Annotated in this window: 19 protein-coding genes; 5 read left to right on the forward strand and 14 right to left on the reverse strand. The window is 61.2% G+C overall.

The features are described 5' to 3' along the window. Positions 1–11: 11 nt before the first annotated feature. The 9 genes from FFM81_RS14390 to FFM81_RS14430 all read right to left on the reverse strand — a co-directional run bounded on the left by FFM81_RS14390 (position 12) and on the right by FFM81_RS14430 (position 7,575). Positions 12–572 carry a L,D-transpeptidase gene (locus FFM81_RS14390; RefSeq protein WP_097536420.1) on the reverse strand — a complete coding sequence of 187 codons (561 nt, stop codon included), beginning with the start codon at positions 570–572 and terminating at the stop codon, positions 12–14. Further along, on the reverse strand, positions 569–1,711 hold the full coding sequence (locus tag FFM81_RS14395; RefSeq protein ID WP_128399887.1) for a response regulator/pilus assembly protein: 1,143 nt from the start codon (positions 1,709–1,711) through the stop codon (positions 569–571). Before FFM81_RS14395 ends, FFM81_RS14390 begins: the two co-directional genes overlap by 4 nt. Positions 1,712–1,740: 29 nt before the next feature. Beyond that, a complete protein-coding gene (locus FFM81_RS14400; protein WP_003569279.1) occupies positions 1,741–2,364 on the reverse strand; it encodes a TadE/TadG family type IV pilus assembly protein in 624 nt (207 codons plus the stop codon). After that, positions 2,358–2,837: a TadE/TadG family type IV pilus assembly protein gene (locus FFM81_RS14405; RefSeq protein ID WP_128399886.1), complete on the reverse strand. Its 480-nt coding sequence runs from the start codon at positions 2,835–2,837 to the stop codon at positions 2,358–2,360. The genes FFM81_RS14400 and FFM81_RS14405 overlap by 7 nt, the downstream gene beginning before the upstream one ends. Then, a complete protein-coding gene (locus tag FFM81_RS14410; protein ID WP_138384796.1) occupies positions 2,834–4,435 on the reverse strand; it encodes a TadE/TadG family type IV pilus assembly protein in 1,602 nt (533 codons plus the stop codon). Before FFM81_RS14410 ends, FFM81_RS14405 begins: the two co-directional genes overlap by 4 nt. Positions 4,436–4,528: 93 nt before the next feature. Further along, a complete protein-coding gene (locus tag FFM81_RS14415; protein ID WP_138384795.1) occupies positions 4,529–4,834 on the reverse strand; it encodes a hypothetical protein in 306 nt (101 codons plus the stop codon). Next, positions 4,818–6,305 (reverse strand): type II and III secretion system protein family protein, encoded by a 1,488-nt coding sequence (locus FFM81_RS14420; RefSeq protein ID WP_138384794.1) that lies wholly within the window; start codon positions 6,303–6,305, stop codon positions 4,818–4,820. Before FFM81_RS14420 ends, FFM81_RS14415 begins: the two co-directional genes overlap by 17 nt. A gap of 56 nt (positions 6,306–6,361) precedes the next feature. Further along, complete coding sequence (gene cpaB / locus FFM81_RS14425; RefSeq protein ID WP_097536428.1) at positions 6,362–7,279, reverse strand: Flp pilus assembly protein CpaB; 918 nt, start codon at positions 7,277–7,279, stop codon at positions 6,362–6,364. Positions 7,280–7,377: 98 nt separating this feature from the next. Next, the gene (locus tag FFM81_RS14430) at positions 7,378–7,575 is read right to left on the reverse strand and encodes a Flp family type IVb pilin (protein ID WP_003569289.1); all 198 of its coding nucleotides are present in this window, start codon (positions 7,573–7,575) and stop codon (positions 7,378–7,380) included. 259 nt (positions 7,576–7,834) lie between these two features. Here FFM81_RS14430 and FFM81_RS14435 point away from each other — a divergent pair, with 259 nt between their 5' ends. Further along, positions 7,835–8,353: a prepilin peptidase gene (locus tag FFM81_RS14435; RefSeq protein WP_138384793.1), complete on the forward strand. Its 519-nt coding sequence runs from the start codon at positions 7,835–7,837 to the stop codon at positions 8,351–8,353. Positions 8,354–8,656: 303 nt separating this feature from the next. On the opposite strand, the gene FFM81_RS14440 is transcribed toward FFM81_RS14435, so the two are convergent. The 3 genes from FFM81_RS14440 to FFM81_RS14450 form a co-directional block, all read right to left on the reverse strand. Then, the gene (locus FFM81_RS14440; protein WP_003569292.1) at positions 8,657–9,418 is read right to left on the reverse strand and encodes a slipin family protein; all 762 of its coding nucleotides are present in this window, start codon (positions 9,416–9,418) and stop codon (positions 8,657–8,659) included. A gap of 29 nt (positions 9,419–9,447) precedes the next feature. Next, the gene (locus tag FFM81_RS14445; protein ID WP_138384792.1) at positions 9,448–10,857 is read right to left on the reverse strand and encodes an NfeD family protein; all 1,410 of its coding nucleotides are present in this window, start codon (positions 10,855–10,857) and stop codon (positions 9,448–9,450) included. A 191-nt stretch (positions 10,858–11,048) separates the two neighbouring features. Beyond that, entirely contained in the window at positions 11,049–12,416 is a 1,368-nt protein-coding gene (locus tag FFM81_RS14450) for an aspartate aminotransferase family protein (RefSeq protein ID WP_025415746.1), read from the reverse strand. Between the two features lie 80 nt (positions 12,417–12,496). Here FFM81_RS14450 and FFM81_RS14455 point away from each other — a divergent pair, with 80 nt between their 5' ends. Further along, positions 12,497–13,849 carry a glutamine synthetase family protein gene (locus FFM81_RS14455; protein ID WP_138384791.1) on the forward strand — a complete coding sequence of 451 codons (1,353 nt, stop codon included), beginning with the start codon at positions 12,497–12,499 and terminating at the stop codon, positions 13,847–13,849. A 17-nt stretch (positions 13,850–13,866) separates the two neighbouring features. On the opposite strand, the gene FFM81_RS14460 is transcribed toward FFM81_RS14455, so the two are convergent. Continuing rightward, positions 13,867–14,811, reverse strand: coding sequence for a diacylglycerol/lipid kinase family protein (locus FFM81_RS14460; protein ID WP_003569303.1), 945 nt, complete (start codon positions 14,809–14,811; stop codon positions 13,867–13,869). A 302-nt stretch (positions 14,812–15,113) separates the two neighbouring features. On the opposite strand from FFM81_RS14460, the gene FFM81_RS14465 reads away from it, so the two are divergent. Both FFM81_RS14465 and mgtE read left to right on the forward strand, forming a co-directional pair. Next, the gene (locus FFM81_RS14465) at positions 15,114–16,340 is read left to right on the forward strand and encodes an MFS transporter (RefSeq protein WP_097536449.1); all 1,227 of its coding nucleotides are present in this window, start codon (positions 15,114–15,116) and stop codon (positions 16,338–16,340) included. Positions 16,341–16,601: 261 nt separating this feature from the next. Further along, the gene (gene mgtE / locus FFM81_RS14470; RefSeq protein WP_138384790.1) at positions 16,602–17,975 is read left to right on the forward strand and encodes a magnesium transporter; all 1,374 of its coding nucleotides are present in this window, start codon (positions 16,602–16,604) and stop codon (positions 17,973–17,975) included. Positions 17,976–18,003: 28 nt separating this feature from the next. Here the strand turns inward: mgtE and FFM81_RS14475 are convergent, their stop codons facing one another. Next, positions 18,004–18,525, reverse strand: a complete 522-nt coding sequence (locus tag FFM81_RS14475) for an Lrp/AsnC family transcriptional regulator (RefSeq protein ID WP_025415741.1) — start codon at positions 18,523–18,525, stop codon at positions 18,004–18,006. Positions 18,526–18,622: 97 nt separating this feature from the next. On the opposite strand from FFM81_RS14475, the gene FFM81_RS14480 reads away from it, so the two are divergent. After that, positions 18,623–19,528: a DMT family transporter gene (locus FFM81_RS14480; protein WP_138384789.1), complete on the forward strand. Its 906-nt coding sequence runs from the start codon at positions 18,623–18,625 to the stop codon at positions 19,526–19,528. Positions 19,529–19,548 lie beyond the last annotated feature (20 nt).

Genomic DNA, 19,548 nt, shown 5'->3' on the forward strand with positions numbered 1-19,548 from the left:
CTCCTGAACTCTTATTTTACAATGACCGTGGAACCGACCTTCACCCTCTCATAGAGATCGATGACGTCGGCATTGCTCATGCGAAAACAGCCCGATGACGCAAAACCGCCGACCGTCGACTGCTCGTTCGTTCCATGAATGCGGTAGAGCGTGTCGGCCCCACCCTTGTAGAGATAGATCCCGCGAGCACCCAAAGGATTGAGCGGCCCGGCAGGCACCAGGTCCGGAAGCCCGGCTGCGCGTGCCTTCATCTCGGCAGGCGGGCGCCAGTCGGGCCATTCTGCCTTGCGTCCAACCTTGACGGTACCGCTCCAGCGAAACCCGTCTCGCCCGACGCCGATTTTGTAGCGGATCGCGCGCCCTTCGGAGATGACGAGATCCAGCGTACGGTTGCCGCTGACGATGACGATTGTCCCGGCCGCGTAGCTTTTTTCGATCGGCACCACGGCGCTTGTCGTCGGCCCGAGGCTGCGTGGCACAAGCCCGCTTGCCGCTGCATCTCCGACAGCGGCCAGAATTGCCAAAACGGCAAGGCCGGCACCGGCTGCGCAGGACCTTATGATCGCCTTCATCGCACCAGTGCTCCAAGCTTGCCGACCGCGCCGCAGAAGCGCGCCCGGGAATTCACTTGAAATGGCAGCACGCCGCGGTTGACCGCCTCGCTCACAGTGTCCCAGTCATCCGCAATGACATGCGTCGGGATCTCTTTGAATATCTTTTCCGTCTGTTGCCGGCGCAGGCCGAGGCCGAAAAGCTTGGCGCGGTATTTGTTGATGACGATGAATATCTGGTCCGCACTGCCCCGCAGCCGTACCAGATTGGCAAACAGATCCTTGGCTTGCGAAAGCGCAGGCACGGTCATTTCGGTGACGATGCAGACGCTGTTGACCGAAGTGAGCACCTCGTATTTCCACGGCGTGTCATAATAGGGAACGTCGATGATCGTGTGATCGCTCTCGAAGGCGGCGACGTCGAGCATACGCAGCACGAGTTCACGGCCCTTCGGCGCCAGAAGCACTGATGGCTGCTTGAAGGACAGCAGCGAAAAGCCCCCCGAATGCCGCTTTCGCACCAGATCGATGAATTCCAGATCAACGCGGGAAGGATTGGCGATGACCGGTTTCAAGTCGTAGTCGTTGACGAGATTGAGATAATAGCCAAGTGCCCCGGAGCAGAAATCCGTGTCGAACAAGTCGATCCGCGGCGTGGAATTCTTGGTCGGCTGGGCCAGCACATGCGCAAGCGACGAGGCGATCACGCTGGCGCCCGCGCCGCCGACGGCCGAGACCACGGCATGCACCCGGCTGTCGCTCGCCCCGGTGCCCGGCGCATGGGTCGAAATCATGTCGATCAGTGCGCGGCGCTCGAGCGGCTTTTTCAGCCAGTCTTTGCCGTTCAGGCGGAAGAGCAGCCGCAGCATGTCGTCCGGCAGGTCTTCGGAAACGACGACGAGCGGAATGTCGCGAAAGCTGGTGCGAAAGGTAAAGAGTTCCGGCTGCTGCAGCAATGTCCCGTTGTCGACGTCGAGAACGATCAGGTCGAACTGCGTCGCATCGAACCGGCCTTTTTCTCCGAGCGCCTTCAGCGCGAGATGGCGAACATCGTAACGCGAAAGCGACCCGAACGTATCGAGCATGAAGCTCGCTGCAGCCGCGTCGTCGGAGAGGACCAGGATCTTGGTAGATGCGGCAATGTTCATGTGCGCTGTCATTTTCGCTTTCCTACGCGTAATTCAAGGATTCAGCAGGTGGAGCAGGTCTTCAAATCTTCCGTCGTGATCGTCACGGGATGGGCCGGGATGGTTACGTCGTTCAGCCCCAACAACCCGCCGAGGACAGGCAGATCGAAAGTGATGTTGCGCACCTCCAGCCGCATCGTCAGCACAGGCCCCTCCGGCCGGCCCCAGTAGCCGAGCCCCGATCGCTGATAGGTGACCATCAGCTTGTCCGGGGTGATGCGCCAATTGAGGTCGCAAATGCCGGGGTGAGGATCGGTTCCCGCGTTGCAAACGCCGTCGCTTCCCCGGACAATCCGGTTCAATGACGCCGTGCAGTTTGCAAGAGCCGGTCCACAGGTCGAGGATATCGTCGCATTGTTCGGCGCCGCTTTGCCGTTGTTGAGTGGATCGGCGGCATCTGTTGGGAAAACGGCATTGAAATTCGTCGTCAGCGGATCGGATACCGCCGCCAAACGGGCTCCATATTGCAGTGCCTTGACCGTCTGATTCCACTGCGACATCGCATAACCGAACTCGATGAAGGCGGCGAATACCAGCATGACGATCGGAAAGGTCAGCAGTGCTTCGACAAGGCTGACACCACCGCTATCCTGCCAGAACGCCTTGATTGCCCTAGAGGTCACCATCCGATGTATCTCTCTTCATGGAAGGAACTGATAGTGATGGCACCAATGCCCAGAAAGCCGAACACCGGCGAGGTCTGGTAGAGATGAGCAGTGGAAATGGTGATGTCCCCGTCCGCATCCGGCGCAGTGATGGTGATGTCGGCAGCGTTGTTCCAACCGGGCACGCGGGGTTTAGCGTTTGCCGCAGGTGTTTGCGTTCCGTAAAAGGCGATCGTCTTCGCCGTCGCCTGATTGCATGTCGGCACATAGGTTCCCGACACCGGCCGGCACCGCGAGAGGTAGCGCCCGGCATCGCGCAAGCCCGCGTCGATCTGCATGCGCTGCCAGAAGATGCTGCCAAACTCGAGTATCCCCGCCGCGAAGATCGTCACAAAGGGGATTGCGAGCAGCGCTTCGACAAGCACCGCGCCTTCCTCCCGCCGCCAGAAGCCGAGGCAAAGCCGATGCCGGATAAAATTGCGGAGCGCCATCATCTGACCAGTTCCGCTTCTTCCCGCAGGAATTCGTCCAGCGTACCGCGGCCACCCTTGCCGCTGATGTCGATCACCTCGAGCGAAAGATAGCGCTCGCTACCGGCCTTGATCGCCGGTTTGGTCATGAACATGCGCGCAAAGGCAACCGCCTGCGTTTGCTTCTGACCATTCAGATGGCCGACCGATGCCTCGTAGCCGCAATTGACGATTGCGGCGAAAATCTCTCGGCGATCGCCGTACTCGCTCCCCGTGTAGTTCGAGAGATCAGGTCCCGAATAGCACTGACCGCCGCCCGTCGTCGGCGTACCGACCTCGCCGTTCGCAGAGGCATGGTTGAGCAGCGCCGCGGTATTGAGCTCGTAACGATAGACATCATAGGCAGAGGGCCGGCTCGGCGTTCCGGTGGCCCCCGGGGGATAGCTGGAATAGTTGCCGAGGATCGCGCTGACCGACGGCGCCGTGCCTCCCTGGGCGACACTCCAGTAGTTTGCGTAGTTCCAATTGTTGCCGGTGCTGATCTTGCCGCCGCCGAGGGGGCTCATGGTTGCGCCGTAACCCAAAGGCACCGCCTTGGTGACATCGCCGACCGTGCTGCCGACCATTGCCGGGTCGTAGTCTTTGCAGCCGTTCTGCCCTGTTTGCTTTTGCGCGGAGCGGACGTTCTGGGCCGGGCGATAGCGGCTGTCCCCGCGCGAGCCCTTGAACGACCCCTCATAAATGCCGAAGCGCGTATTGACGCCAGCTTCAACGGGTCCGGCCATGGCACCCGTCTTGGTATCGAGGCTGTCCTGGGTATAACAGGCCCCCGGATTGCCGGTGGCCAGAGCCTCTGCCATCACGTTCGCGCCATTGCCCAGCGCTGTCCGCAGGAATCCGAAATTGCCAGGCCCGGGATTGGCGGAGGACGTGCTGTGCATTTCGATCTGCCGGCCGTAGAGATTGCCGGCCGCGAAGTTGGTGTGGAGATCCGCCGCCGCCTGTTGGCTGGCGGCCGGGCTCGTATTGCCAGCCGGCTCATAGGGATTGCAGATGAAGATCGGCGTGATATCACAGGCACTGGCGTGGTACACCGCCACGGCATCGGCAGCGATGTTGATCGTACTGCGGGTGAAGCCAACCGGGACCGGAAAGATCGTCTGCATCGCCTGCGGCTTGGCGATGACCCAGGCATAGGACGCCTCGCTGGCCACTGTCGTTTTCATGGAAGCCGGGATTGATGTATCGTCGTTGGCCGGGATGCTCTTCAGAAAAGACACGGTGACCGTGCTGCCGGCATCATTTGCGGCGTTATAGGTCACGCTGATGTGCGAGCCAAGCGACATGCCGGTCCCGCCCCCGGAAAAAGCCGCGCTATTGGCGATTTTCTCGATCGCCGTCTGCGCCCTCGAAATGGCATCATCGCGGCCATCGAGTTCGCGGGCTCCGGCCAGCGCCATCGCATCGACTGCGTTCTGGAGATCGGTGTGCAGGTTGCTGCTGCGGCCGACATCGATGACCAGCAGCGAAAAGCCGAGAAGCATCGGCATGGCAATGAGCGTCAAGGCGATGACATAGCCACGATGATCGTTCCAGAACCGTCTGACAACCCTGCCCAGCATTGGCCTACCCCCCATCACGGCTTCTGCCGTGACGACCCTGTTTCGTGCATTTCCCCCCCCGGCGCGCTGCCGCCGGTCATGCCTTTCGAACAGCTACTGGCTAACCGTGGCCCCACTGGAGGCACCGTTGGCCTCCATGGCCGGCGACGGCTGAATGACCCCCACCCCGCCGTTCTGATACTCAGTCATCACCCTGCGGACCACCTTGCCGTCGCTTGCGATACGGGTTCGCTGCGCTTCCGGCGGGAACGGGTCCTCGGTATGGATGGCCTTGTTTGCTTCCATGGCGTTCCCGGCCCCGAAGGTGATCGTGTCGCGATGGTTCATGTAGTCGGCGCAGCCGGAAACCAGGCCGGCGGCCGCAAGGACGAGAAGGGCGCGCTTAGCGTTTTGTAGCAACAACCTGGCCTCCCTGGTTCAGGTCGAGACGATGGCCATAAGGCCCGGTCACACCTTCGCCGTTGCGAAAGCGCCGGAGCATGTCCTTGTCGACTTCCAGGACACCGAGCGCGAAAAGTTCGACGTCGTTGGACGACCGCGTCTGATCGAGTGGACTGTAGAGGTCCTCACCCGGGCGGGCCGGCCGCACGATGTGCGGGGTGACGACGATAACCAGGTCGGATTCCTTCTTCTGGAAACTCGTCGAGCGGAACAGCGCGCCGAGGATCGGTATCTTCCCGAGGCCCGGCAATTGCTGGATGTCCTTGGCATTGATCGACTGCAGCAGACCCGCCATGGCAAAGCTTTGGCCGTCGCGAAGCGCGACCGTGGTGCTGGCGGCGCGTGAGATGAAACCCGGATTGCCGTTGACGTTGATCGACGGATCAAGCTCGGAAACCTCAGGCTCGATTTCCAGATTGATGACGCCGTCGTCAAGCACCACCGGCTTGAAGGTCAGCCGCACACCGAAGGGGCGATAGTCCGTCTCGGTGGCAACAGTCGTGCCGTTGTTCGTCGTCTTCAGGATCGGCACTTCACCGCCGGCATGGAAGCTGGCGGTCGAGCCGCTCATGGCGATGAGGTTCGGCTGAGCCAGACGACGCACCAATCCCTTCTGCTCGAGCGCGTTGATGACCACGTCGATGCGGCCGCCCGAGATTTCCAGCACCTTGGCGATCAACTGGCCGAAGGGCAGCATGCCGGTTGCCGCCCCCTTGGGGTCAACAAGAGTACGGACGAGGCTCCCGTTATCGTCCACGCCGATACCCTGGCTGGTCGTTGCCTTGCCGATGCCATTGTTGCCACGCCCGGACCAACCGATCCCGAGGTCACGACCCGTCTGACGCGAGGCTTCGATGACACGGACTTCCAGCATTACCTGCTGGCTGTCGCTGACACGCAACTGGTTCAGCACCGGCTGGTCGGAATAGGACTGGGCGATTTCGATCACCCGCTGCAATTCGACGCCGTCACGAACCATGCCTGTCAGGCGAATGCGGTCACTGGAGTTGGCCACGATAACCCGGGCAGAGGGCGCGGCAGAGCGAATGGCGGCGGCGACTTCGCTGAAATCGCTGGCAACGCGGACATCGATGACGCCGAGAAGCGACTTGTCGTCGCCATAGACAGAGATATTGGTGGCGCCGATCTTCTTGCCGCGGATGAAAAGCGACTTGTCGGAAAGCGGCACCACGTCGATCATATCAGCGCTGCCGATGACGAGATCGCCGAAGGCCTGGCCGGTATTGAGCGTCAGGGTCGCGTTCGGAGGCAGGGTCACGCGCTGGACCGATCTGCCTAAGGTGACCGATTTTTCCTGTGCGTAGGCGCAGCCGGCAAATCCGGGCCCTAAACACACACAGGCCGAAAACGCTGCCGCCAGTGCCGCAAGGCTTTTTGTCCTTGCGATTCTTCTCTTGCCATTCGCCATGCCTGCTTTTAGCCCCCTCATTCGGCTGGCCGCATCTGCGGCATGCCGGCTAAACATCACTGGATCAGGCCGACTCGGTGCTCCTCGCGCTTCGTCGTGTTCCAGACCCCCACCGTCACCCACTTCGGCTCGACCGGCAATACCGGTTCGACTTTTTGTTCCACAATCTGCACTTGTTTTTCAGCTTCTGGCAACTTATTCTTTTCCAGATCATTGCCGAGCTCTGTCGCCATCGCCCCGCCACCGAGGTCGGCGACGGTGATCGGCCGGGTCTGCTCGACGGAGGCAGAGGCAATATTGCGAAGGGCCAACGAGAGCGTGCCGATGCTGGAGCCGAGGGTAAGGCGCTGCGCCTCATCGGTCGTGACCTCGAAGGTCACGGTTTTGACGACGGAGGGCTCGTCCTTGCGCTCGTCCGCGGTCTGGTCCACCGCCAGCACCTTGACGCCTTGCAGCAGCACGTCGACGAAGGTCTGATCATTGCCGGCCGGCCCGCGCACGACCCGCGTCAGAAGCACGTCGACGCGATCGGAAGGCCTGACGAAGCCGGCAACGCCGAGCACGTCGTTGACACGGATGGAGACCGCCTTCATGCCCTGGTCGAGCGCCGCCGACAGCGTGGCGCGTTCGCCGGCGCCCGTGATTTTCGAGGAAAGCACCGGCTCGCCGGGATCGATCGCCGCCATGGCATAACGCGGCTGGGCATCGCTGCCGACGACCGTCTCGATGCTGACGAACGAGCCTGCGGGTGTTTCATTGGAGGGCCATGGGATGGCTCTGAGATTTTCGGGCCGGATCCGGTCGCCGAAGCGCATCGGTTTGGCGGCGACAACGAGTGTCCGCTCCTCGGCCTTCACGCCGTTCATCGCCAGCAACCTGGCCTTCTGATCGGAGAGATACTCGCGCATGCCGAAAACTGCTGCTGCTGCGAGGACAAACGCAATAACGAGACTTAAAATCGTTGAAGAACGCATCGCAGTTACTCGCTACACTGGACGGAACGCATCCATTCATTGCTTCTAAATTAGAAGAGAGGGGTTAACAAAACCCCTCGCTTCTTCGAACGCCGATATCAGGCTGCTGGAGCGGTGAGGTTGGCCGTAAACCAGCCTGCCCAGCCGTTCCAAACGGTAGCCAGATTGGTGCCGGCCAATGTCACCGCCGTGATCACGCCGCCGACCAGCAAGGCAAGCAGAATGAGGTATTCCGTAAGTGCGACGCCGTCTTCTTCCCGCGCGAAAGCGCGTACGCAGTTTACAAATGCTTTCATCGAGAATTACCTCCCAGGTAAGTTGTGCGCCGTAATTTCCCCCGGCCGCCCTGTCGTCGAGACCGCCCCTTCGACTGGTTGTATTAATAATCTGTTAAGTCTAAATTAGTCAATCGTTTTATACATGGACGATATACATCTATACTTTTATGGTTAAGACCAAAGTCCGAATAACCTGGAGTAAATACCAGCCAGCGTCGCAGATTCTGAATTAAACTAACGTACAAGTAGGTTAAATAGCCAAAGAAGGTTGCGTTCCATGCTGAAAATGCTCTTCGTTATTAATTCACTTTCAGTATTACTTTTTCTCTACGCGGCATGGACAGATTTCCGCACATGGAAGATCCCCAACACGCTCGCTCTTGCGCTCGTGACACTTTATGCATTGCGCGCGGCGGCCGTGATGCTCAGCTCCGAGGATGTCGGCGCTGCGCTGTTTGCTTCCAGCGGAATTGCCGGCGACGTCGGAGCCGGTCTGCTGATGTTTGCGCTCGGGGTGGCGCTCTGGGCTCTCCGGCTGTTCGGCGCAGGCGACGCCAAGCTTTTCCTGCCGATCGGCCTTTTTGTCGGATGGCACGGAATGCTGCCGTTTTCGTTCTTCCTCCTCGTCCTCGGCATCGTGACGCTGCTGGTCCTGCGGCTGCCGGTGCCATTGCCCGTCGCACACCTCGCCTTTTTCATGCGCATCGAAGAAATCCGGGCAAGCCGGAAGATACCTTATGGCGTCCTCATGGTTTTCGCCGTGCTCCTCACCTTGGCCTTGCCCATGATCCGATAGCAGCTGCAGCTACGGTGACCCGGCATCGACATGCTTCCTCGCAAGAGCACCTTTGCCAAAGCGTTCAACTTTGGTGGTGGCGGATGTCAGGGGCAATGGCATTGTGGGGAATTGGGTTGTTTGACCTTGACGGCCGCCTTCGGAGTTCAGCAGGATGCCCGCTTCCAGATAGCCGCAAGCGAAGTCGGCAGCGAGGAGACGCTCTTCAAGCGTGCCTTGAGGGCCGCAAAGAGTAATTGTTCATCTGACCCGAAGTAAAGCGCAGGTAAGCCTGGATCCGTCATCAACGCCAGTGCCGGTCGATCACTTCGGCTTAATGGTCATCAGATTGCCGAACTCCATCGGGAAGGGGAATAAAATCGTCGAAGTCTTCTCGCTGGCGATGACGTTCAAAGTGCTTAAATAACGAAGTTGCATCGCCTCCGGCTGCTTGGCCAGAATTTCGGCCGCTTCCAGCAGCTTCGCTGCAGCTTGCTGTTCGCCCTCGGCGTTGATGACTTTTGCGCGGCGTTCGCGTTCGGCTTCCGCTTGGCGAGCAATTGCACGAATCATCGACTCGTTGATATCCACATGTTTGATCTCGACAGTGGCTACTTTAATTCCCCAAGCATCGGTCTGAGTGTCAAGGATTTCCTGAATATCCGAGTTGAGCCTGTCACGTTCCGCCAGCATCTCATCGAGGTCGTGTTTGCCGAGCACGGAGCGTAACGTCGTCTGGGCAAGCTGGCTTGTTGCCATCATGAAATCCTCGACCTGTATTGTCGACTTCTCGGGGTCAATAACCCTGAAATAGATCACCGCGCTGACACGAACCGAGACATTGTCATGTGAGATGACGTCCTGGCTGGGGACATCGAGTACGCGCGTGCGCAAATCGACCCGCATCATCTGCTGGACATAGGGGATCAGCAGAATCAAGCCGGGGCCCTTGACTCCGGTAAAGCGGCCAAGTGTGAACACGACGCCGCGTTCATATTCCCTCAGAATCTTAACCGCGGATGCGAGGATGGCGACCAAAATGACAATGGCCACCACATAGAAGGCAAGATCTGCAAACATATCCATGACTTCTCCTCCTGCTTCCTGGGTGACCGTTAAGTGTCCTTAGGACGGCTGGCGACCTCGAGCGCCAGCCCATTGCGGCCAGTCACGCTGACAGGGTCACCCGCAACAAGCGGTTCGGCGGAAACCGCCTTCCAGCGTTCGCCATGCGCAATGACGTACCCCGTGAGCCCCGTCCAACTCTCAACTTTGCCGGAAATGCCGATCATCTGTTCTGCACCGGTGGCAACCTGGCGCAAACGTGAGGTGAATGCCAGGCGAGCAACGACAAGGCTAAAGGCAAGAGTCGCAAAGGCAATCGCGCCCAGTAGGAGGCGCGACACTTCCAGGCCGGGTACATCGGTATTAAACAAAATCGTTGCTCCCAGGATCACGGCTACCCCGCCGCCAATGCCGAAAGCGCCGAAGCTTGGCGAATGCGCCTCAGCCACAGTCAATCCCACACCGAGGAAAATAAGCCCCAGGCCGGCAAAACTCACCGGCAGCAATGCGAGGGCATAGAGACCAAGGAGGAGGCAGATGCCGCCGATCGTGCCCGGAAGCATTGTCCCAGGTGCGAGAAATTCGAAGATCAGGCCATAGATACCGACCATGATCAGGATGATTGCGATGTTCGGATCGGTAATTACGGAAAGCAGGCGCGTGCGCCAGTCAGGCTCGAATTCCTGCACGACTAAACCGGCGGTGTCGAGCTGGGCGTCCGTTTGACCGACCCGCACCATGTACCCTTGTGCCTTTGCAAGAAGATCGTTGACATCGACTGCCGTGAAATCGATGGCATGTTCGCGCACTGCCGCATTGGATGAAAGGCTCGCAGCTTCGCGGACAGCACGCTCTGCCCAGTCGGCGTTGCGATTGCGCAATTCCGCAAGCCCGCGAATGTAAGCGACTGCGTCGTTAACAGCTTTGGCTTCGCTGGCATTGCCTGGAGATTCTGCCTGTTTGTCACCAGGTTCGCTCGGCTTCTTTTCGGGTTCCGCATCACCGCCGAAAGGCTTTATGCTGAGCGCGATTGGTGTCGCCGCACCTAGATTGGTCCCAGGCGCCATTGCCGCAATGTGGCTTGCGTAGAGAATATAGGTGCCGGCGCTGGCAGCTCGTGCCCCGCTCGGTGCGACGAAGCCCGCGACAGGCACTGGTGAGGCAAGAATTGCGCGGATGATTTCCCGCATGGAGGTGTCAAGGCCACCGGGTGTGTCCATCTGCAGAATGATCAAGGCCGCTCCACGTTCGCCGGCACGCTGGATGCCTCGTATCACGTAGTCAGAGATCGCGGGCCCAATCGCGCCGTTCACCTTGAGGACGACAGCGGCTCGGTTGGACTCCGACGCCGACGGTGCGGCGAAGCCAAAAGCTGAGAGCAGCAAAAACAACAAAGTGAAGATTGGCGGTTGCCATCGCCAACACCTTAATCCGCGCGTGACAATCTGCGGAACGTACATAGTATTTAATGTATGTCGGAAATTACAAACAAAAAGGAGAAGGCGTCTCAAGATTTACGAACAAGCGAAGAACGGCAAGCTCAAGTTTCGCTTGCATGGTTGGTTTAAACCTCAAGCTGGATGAGTTCCGGAGCCGATGATGATGATTACCGTTACGGCTTCCTACGGTGACCCGGCATCGCTGAGCGGAGTTACGACTTCAATTCCTTCCAGGCCGCATCCAGCGCCAGTCTGGTCATCGCGACCATCTCGTCCACCTCCGCGTGGGTGATAACGAGCGGTGGCGACGCGAGCATGCGGTCGCCGGTGGCGCGCAGCACGAGGCCGTTCGCCAGCGCGTGGTTGCGCACCAGCGCCCCGATCCGATCGGGCTTGTCAAAACGGGTGCGCGTGCGCTTGTCGGCAGCAAGCTGCAGGGCGCCCATCAGACCGATGCTGACGGCCTCGCCGACCAGATCATGCTCGGCGAGCGCCGCCCAGGCCTTGCCGAAATAGGGACCGATGTCGTCGCGTACCCGTTCGACCAGTCTTTCCTCCTCGATGATGCGCAGGTTTTCGAGTGCGGCGGCGGCACAAACCGGATGGCCGGAATAGGTGAAGCCGTGATTGAAGTCGCCGACCTCGTTGATCAGCACATCGGCGATGCGGTCGCTGACGAGCACGCCGCCGATCGGCAGGTAGCCGGAGGACAGCCCCTTGGCGATCGGTGCCAGATCGGGCTCGACGCCGAAATGCTGGTGGCCGAACCAGGCGCCAAGCCGGCCGAAACCGCAGATCACCTCGTCGGTCACCAGCAGGATATTGCGCGCCTTGCAGATGCGGTCGATTTCCGGCCAGTAGGTTTCGGGCGGGATGATGACGCCAGCGGCGCCCTGCACCGGTTCGGCAACGAAGGCTGCGACATTTTCCTCGCCCAGTTCATCGATCTTCGCTTCGAGCTCGCGAGCGACCTTGAGGCCGAATTCGGCGGGCGAGAGATCGCCGCCCTCGCCGTACCAATAGGGCTGGCCGATATGGACGATACCAGGGATCGGCAGGTCACCCTGCTCATGCATGTATTTCATGCCGCCGAGGCTGGCGCCGGCAACGGTCGAACCGTGATAGCCGTTTTTTCTCGATATGACGATCTTCTTCGACGGTTTGCCGACGGCGCTCCAATAGACGCGGGCCATGCGGAACCAGGTATCGTTCGCCTCCGAACCGGAGCCGGTGAAGAAGATGTGGTTGAAACGCTCGCCGGCATGTGAAGTGACCTTCTGGGCCAGCAGCGTCGCCGGCGTCGAACTCGTGCCGAAGAAAGTGTTGTAATAGGGCAGCTCGTTCATCTGTCTTGCGACCACCTCGGTGATCTCCCGGCGGCCATAGCCGATATTGACGCACCAGAGTCCGGCGAAGCCGTCGAGATATTTCCGGCCATGGTTGTCGAAGATGTGGCAGCCCTCGCCGCGCTGGATGATGCGCGTGCCTTCGCCATTCAGCTTCTTCATGTCGGCGAAGGGATGCAGGTGATGGGCCGCGTCGATCGCCGCGAGGTTCGAGGGCGGATAAGTATCGGGCATGAGGTAAAGACCCTCGCGGATTGAAAGGTTGCTGTCGATCAGATAGGAGCTTGGCCTTATCCCGGAGGATTTTCAAGGTCATGGCGAGCGATAGGACGGGCGGCAAGGCCGAGGGCGGCGACCCGCGTTTCGAGATCCTGATCGTCGGCATGAACGGCGATCTGCGCGGCAAGCAGCTTCCATCAGGCGCCGCAGACAAGGTCTGGGCCGGCGAAATCCGCCTGCCGACCTCGACGCAATCACTCGACATCTGGGGCGACGACAATGACGACATTACCGGCCTGTCGCTGACGATCGGCGATCCCGATGGCAGGGTCGTTGCAGACCGGCGCAGCCTTGCGCCGATGCCCTGGGCGCCGGAGGGCTCGATGCAGGTGCTCGCCAGTATGCACGAATTTGACGGCAGCCCGAGCTTCATGGACCCGCGCGCCATCCTCGCCTCGACACTGGAACGTTATGCCTCGCGCGGCCTGACGCCTGTGGTGGCAACCGAGCTGGAATTCTACGTGATGTCGGGAGACTGGCGCGAGACCGGACGCCCCTCCCCGCCCGAAAGCCTTACCTATCGCGGCGAACCGAACGGTTTCCAGCTTTACGACATGAGCGCCGTCGACGCGCTCGACGACTATCTCGGGACGTTGAGGGCCTATGCGAAGGCGCAGGGGCTGCCGGCGGAAGCGACGACGGCGGAGTTCGGTCCCGGCCAGTTCGAGGTCAACCTGCTGCACCGCCCCGATGCGCTGGCGGCCGCCGACGACTGCCTCTACCTCAAGCGCATCGCCGAGCAGGCGGCGCGCCGCCACGGGCTGAAATCGACCTGCATGGCCAAGCCCTATTCCGAGCACGCCGGCTCCGGCCTGCATGTGCATGCGAGCGTCATCGACAGGCAAGGCCGCAACATCCTCGACGCCAAGGGCGGCGAGCCGAAGCGGCTCAAATCGGTTGCTGCCGGGCTGCTCAATAGCATGCGCGAGGCGCAGCTGATCTTCGCCCCCTTCGCCAATTCCTACCGCCGTTTCCAGCCGGGCTCGTTCGCGCCCGTCGACCTCACCTGGGGCAGCGGCCATCGCGGCACGGCGATCCGCATACCCGACAAGGATGGACCGGCGGCCCGCATCGAGCATCGTGTCGCCGGCGCCGACGCCAATCCCTATCTGCTGCTGGCGGCAATCCTCGGCGGCATGCTCACCGGTCTCGACCATGAACTCGACCCCGGCGAGGAGACGACGCCCTCGCACACGCCGGCGAACACCACACAGCTGACGCATGATTTCCTCAGCGCCGTCGAGACCTTCCGCGCCTCGCCCTTCATCGCCGATATCTTTGGCGCGCGCTATCAGGCGCTTTATGGCGACACCAAGCGCAAGGAAGCGCTCGCGCATCTGCGCACCGTCTCGGATTTCGACTATCGCACCTATCTGCCGCGGCTCTGAAACTGTCAGCGGCTAACCTAGGCAGCCGGTTCTCGGCGCTCATCCGCATCCACCTGGGCGGCGAGACCCTGCTTGACAAGCACCTTCAATTCGCCCGGATGCAGCCTAATCGAAACATCGCGTTCGAGCGGCAGCAACTCGCCGTCGATGACACAATTGGCCTTGGAACGCAGCTTCGGGAAATGCAGACGCACTTCGGCCGGGTGCATCACCATGACATCGGCATTCTCGCGCACCTTGCCGCGCAGCATATCGATGGCGAGACGGGCGACGCCGAGCGGCTTCAGTGGATTTGCCGCATAGAAACCGAGTTCGCCGCTTGTCAGATTATCGGCGTAAAGCAGCGCATTCTCGCCGAACGGATTGTTGGAAACCGAGATTGCCGACACCCAGCGGCGTTCGCGCATGCCGGCCGCCTCGAACTCGACCTCGAATTCCGGCGGATTGAACACGACACCCAAGGCCGCCTTTGTGCTCGCCCGGATCTTGCCGAGCCGCGAACGATAGCTGTAGGCGTTGCGGTAACGGACCATGCGGGCATGCAGGCCGGCGGAAAACTGGTGGATGAAGGGGCGGCCGTTGGCGCTGGCAATATCGACATTGTCGATCTCGCCGGAGGCAAGCACATCGAGCGCCTGCCAGATATCGAGCGGCACGCGCAGCGAGCGGGCAAAGAGGTTCATCGTACCGGCGGGCACGACGCCGAGCGCAATGCCGTTTTTCCAGGCGATCGATGCCGCGGCCGAAATCGTGCCGTCGCCGCCGCCGGCGACGATCCCGTCGATATCGTCGCGCTTGGCCGCCCGCTCCATGGCGGGAATGATCTCCTTTCCGGAGAAGACGATCGCGTCGAAATCGTGCCCCGCTTCGCGGAATGCTTCCTCCGCCCTCTTTTCGTAGGCCAGCATATCGGTGGTCCTGAAGGTGCCGCCGTCGCGATTGAAAAAGCCTACAAGCTTCATAAGGGCTCCCGTCCCTGGCGCGGAAATGGTCCTGCCTTGCACCTCAGATGGTTGCGGCATTGGCGATTTCAAGCGCATCCGCCTTTCCGGAAGAGTATCCGAAATGCAAATACTGCAACTGATATATGCACATAGCAGGACGCTGCACTGCGAAAAATGCACTCGACGCCTGCCGGTACATCACGGATAGATCACATATCGGAGAGATCGTCTCCACTTCCCGCCAGATACCCACGATCGCCTCGCGGCCTCGCTTGCGCCGGGGGCCATTGCCAAGCAGAAAACCGTCCCGAGGAGCTCTCATGAGTGAGATCACCGTCAACGATTCTATCGATAGCCAGGATGAAGGGCTGCCCTCGGCAACGACAGTGGCGCTGGTCCAGCTGGCGCTCGCCTGTGGCGGCTTCGGTATCGGCACCGGCGAATTCGCGATCATGGGTCTGCTGCCCAATGTCGCCGCCACCTTCTCGGTGACGACGCCGCAGGCCGGCTACGTCATCAGCGCCTATGCGCTCGGTGTGGTCATCGGCGCGCCTGTCATCGCCGTGCTCGCCGCGAAAATGGCGCGCCGGACGCTGCTGCTGACACTGATGCTGATCTTTGCCGCCGGCAACATCTTCAGCGCCATGGCGCCGACCTTCGAAAGTTTCGCGCTGCTGCGCTTCATCAGCGGCCTGCCGCATGGGGCCTATTTCGGCGTCGCTGCGCTTGTCGCCGCCTCGATGGTGCCGGTGCATCGCCGGGCGCGAGCCGTCGGCCGCGTCATGCTCGGCCTGACGGTCGCAACCCTTCTCGGCACGCCCTTGACGACATTCTTCGGCCAGTCGCTCGACTGGCAGATCGCATTTTTCTCCGTCGGCGTGCTCGGCCTGCTGACGGTGGCATTGATCTGGTTCTACGTTCCGAAGGACAGGGTTTCCGAAGAGGCAAGTTTCTCACGCGAACTCGGCGCCTTCCGCCGGCCGCAGGTGTGGCTGACGCTCGGCATCGCCGCCGTCGGTTACGGCGGCATGTTTGCGATGTTCAGCTATATCGCTTCGACCACAACCGAGGTGGCGATGCTGCCGGAAACAGCTGTTCCGATCATGCTGGTGCTTTTCGGCGTCGGCATGAATGCCGGTAATTTCATCGGTTCGTGGCTTGCCGACAAATCGCTGCTCGGCACGATCGGCGGCTCGCTCGTCTATAATATCGTCGTGCTCACCACCTTCTCGCTGACCGCCGCCAATCCCTATATGCTCGGCCTCTCCGTCTTCCTCGTCGGCTGCGGTTTTGCCGCCGGTCCGGCGCTGCAGACGCGGTTGATGGATGTCGCCGCCGATGCGCAGACGCTGGCGGCCGCCTCCAACCATTCCGCCTTCAACATCGCCAATGCGATCGGCGCCTGGCTCGGCGGCCTCGTCATCGCCTGGGGTTATGGTTTTGCGGCAACCGGTTATGTCGGCGCGGCCCTCTCCTTCCTCGGTCTCTTCGTCTTTGCAGCCTCGGTGCGTCTGGAGCGCCGCAGCCGAAGCGCGCAGGCCGCCTGAGCCCCTTCATCTGCCATGCGGGGGTGCGACATTCTGGCGTTAAGCATTTACCCAGCTTGACTTTTTTCGCGTTCGGGACCACCTACCATCTCACGCGGAAGGCACCTGCCTTCCGCGGATTTCAACGGAGCCATCTTAACGATGCCAAGCGACAGTCGCAGTCGATTGCCTTTGCCGTACGCGGCCCTCGTGCGCTGACCGACTCCTGTCGGCTCGCCCGTTCGGGACGCTACGGCGGATCGACGGAAAGGCGAGCCTCAAATGAATATCAATCGCTTCCCTCTTCGGGCAGGCCATGCCGCCCGTGCCTTCATCAACAACAGCCGCGGCGCAACGATCGCCGAACGCGTCGATGCGTTGAACGCACTCACCGTCCAGGATGCTGGCCGCGTGCTGACAGGCATGCCGCTCGACTATGCCGTCAATATTCTCGACCGGCCGGAGCTTCGCAACGCCGCGCAGATCCTGGCGCTGATCAGTGCCGACGATGCCGCCCGCCTGCTGCACGGCATGTCGAATGACCGTGTCGCCGACGTGCTGCTCGAACTCGACGGTGAGACCCGCGCGCGGCTGTTCTCCAGCCTCGACGAGCCGGTGCGCATCGCCATCCAGCACCTGATGGGCTATCCGCCGCGCACGGCCGGCGGCATCATGACGACGGAATTCGTCAGCGTGCCTGATAGCTGGACGGTTGCCCAGACACTCGACCATGTCCGCCAGGTCGAGCGCTCGCGCGAGACCGTCTACGCAATCTATGTGCTCGACGAGATCAGCCATGCGCTGCAGCATGTGGTGACGCTGCGCCGCCTGATCACCGGCGAGCCGGACGCTTCCATTCTGTCGGCGGCACAGAAGGGCGCGCCGGTTTCGGCCGATCCGCTGATGAAGCAGGAGGATGTCGCCCGGCTGATCCGCAAACACGACCTGCTCGCCTTGCCGGTCACCGACGATCATGGGCAGGTGCTCGGCATCGTCACGGTCGACGACGTCATCGACACGATGATCTCGGACACCACGGAAGCGGCCCAGAGGTTCGGCGGCATGGAGGCGCTCGGCCAGCCCTATATGAAGATCGGCTTTACCGGCATGATCCGCAAGCGCGCCGGCTGGCTCGCAGCCCTGTTCCTCGGCGAGATGCTGACGGCAAGCGCCATGCAGCATTTCGAAGGCGAGCTGGAAAAGGCCGTGGTGCTGACGCTGTTCATCCCGCTGATCATGAGCTCGGGCGGCAACTCCGGTTCGCAGGCGACCTCGCTGATCATCCGGGCGCTGGCGCTCGGCGAGCTGAAGCTTTCGGACTGGTGGAAGGTGCTGTTGCGCGAGCTTCCGACCGGCATCGTGCTCGGCGCGATCCTCGGCCTCGTCGGCTTCATCCGCATCGTCTTCTGGCAGTCCGCCGGGCTCTACGATTACGGCCCGCACTGGCAGATGGTCGCCATCACGGTGTTTGCCGCCTTGATCGGCATCGTCACCTTCGGCTCGATCTGCGGCTCGATGCTGCCCTTCCTGCTGCAGAAGCTCCGGCTCGATCCGGCCAGCGCCTCGGCCCCCTTCGTCGCGACGCTGGTCGACGTCACCGGGCTTGTCATCTACTTCTCGGTGGCGCTGCTCATCCTCAGCGGGACGCTGCTGTAGAACACGCAAACGGCAGACCCGAGGGAATTTATCTTCCCTCGGGCAGTTTCAGCGGTCCATGCGTCTTGATGCTGCGGATGGCGAAGTTGGAGCGGATGTCGCTGACATTCGGCAAGGTCAACAGCGTTTCGGTCAGCAGTCGATCATAGGCGGCGAGATCCTCCACCACCACTTCGGCGAGAAAATCGGCGGTGCCCGAGATCAGGAAGCAGGAGACGATCTCGGGGATTTCGAGCAGCGCCTTGTGCTGCGCCTCGGAATTCTCGCGGCTGTGATGGGCGACCTTGAATTCGACGAAGACGGTCAGGCCGAGCCCGACCTCCTTGCGGTCGATATCGGCCGTGTAGCCGCGGATGATGCCGGAGCGTTCGAGATTGCGGATGCGGCGCAGGCAGGGCGACGGCGACAAATTCACCTTCTCGGCGATCTCGACATTGGTCGCCCGCGCATCCTCCTGCAGGCATTTCAGGATGGCAATATCGAATTTATCGAGATTTGGCATTTTCTCGATCCTTGTTGGCATGGATTGGCAGAAGATTGCGCATAGCATGATTTTTGAGCTAGAGATAGCAAGGACATGCCCCGGCACCTCAAGCTAATCTTCTCTTCAACCGGACAGGATCCGGATGGAGGAAAGGATTAGGACGATGAGCACGATCGCATTTTCAAACGACAAATCGCCTTCGCAAACCCTCGGTTATGCCGCCGGCACCATTACCGTGCTGATCTGGGCTTCCTGGTTTCTGGCAACCCGCCACAGCGCGACGACGTCGCTCGGCTCGATCGATATCGGTCTCATCCGCTTCGGCATTCCGGCCGTGGCGCTGTCGCCGGTCTGGCTCCGCATCGGCCTGCTGCCGAAGGGTCTGCCGCTGCATCTGCTGGCGATCATGGTCGCCGGCTGCGGCGCGATTTTCTTCCTGGTGACGACACTTGCCATCCACTCCACACCGGCAGCCTCGTCGGGCATCCTGCTCGGCGGCTCCATGCCGCTTGCCACCGCACTGATCGGCATTCTGCTGTTTCGGGAGCGGCCGGATGCCACGCGCATCGCCGGGCTGGTGGCAATCGTCGGCGGCGTCCTGATCCTGCTCGCCCGCAGCCTTGCCGATGCCTCCTTGCCCTGGACAAGCTTTGTAATGCTGCCGGCGGGTGCCGTGCTCTGGGCAAGCTATACGCATGCCTTCCGCCGCTCCGGTCTGACGGCCGTTCAGGCCAGCGCGTTGATTGCCGTCTGGTCTTTCCTGATCATGGCAGCGCTCGCTCTCGTCTTCGGCATCTCGCTGCCGCAGGCCCCGCTTCCGGAAATCGGCCTGCAGGTGCTGAGCCAGGGCATTCTTTCCGGCCTCGTCGCGATGGTCGCCTATGGCACGGCCGTCCGCACCCTCGGCGGCACACAGGCCGCCGCCTTCACCGCGCTGACGCCTGTTCTCGCGACCGTCGGCGGCGGGCTCCTGCTCGGCGAACCGGTCGGTATTGCCGAAATCAGCGCCGCCGTGATCACCGGCATCGGCGTGGCGCTGTCGACGGGGATTGCGGCGCGGCGCCGTTGAAACACTCACCAAAAGCAAAA

It is taken from the genome of Rhizobium hidalgonense (genome assembly GCF_005862185.2).
Classification (GTDB): domain Bacteria; phylum Pseudomonadota; class Alphaproteobacteria; order Rhizobiales; family Rhizobiaceae; genus Rhizobium; species Rhizobium hidalgonense.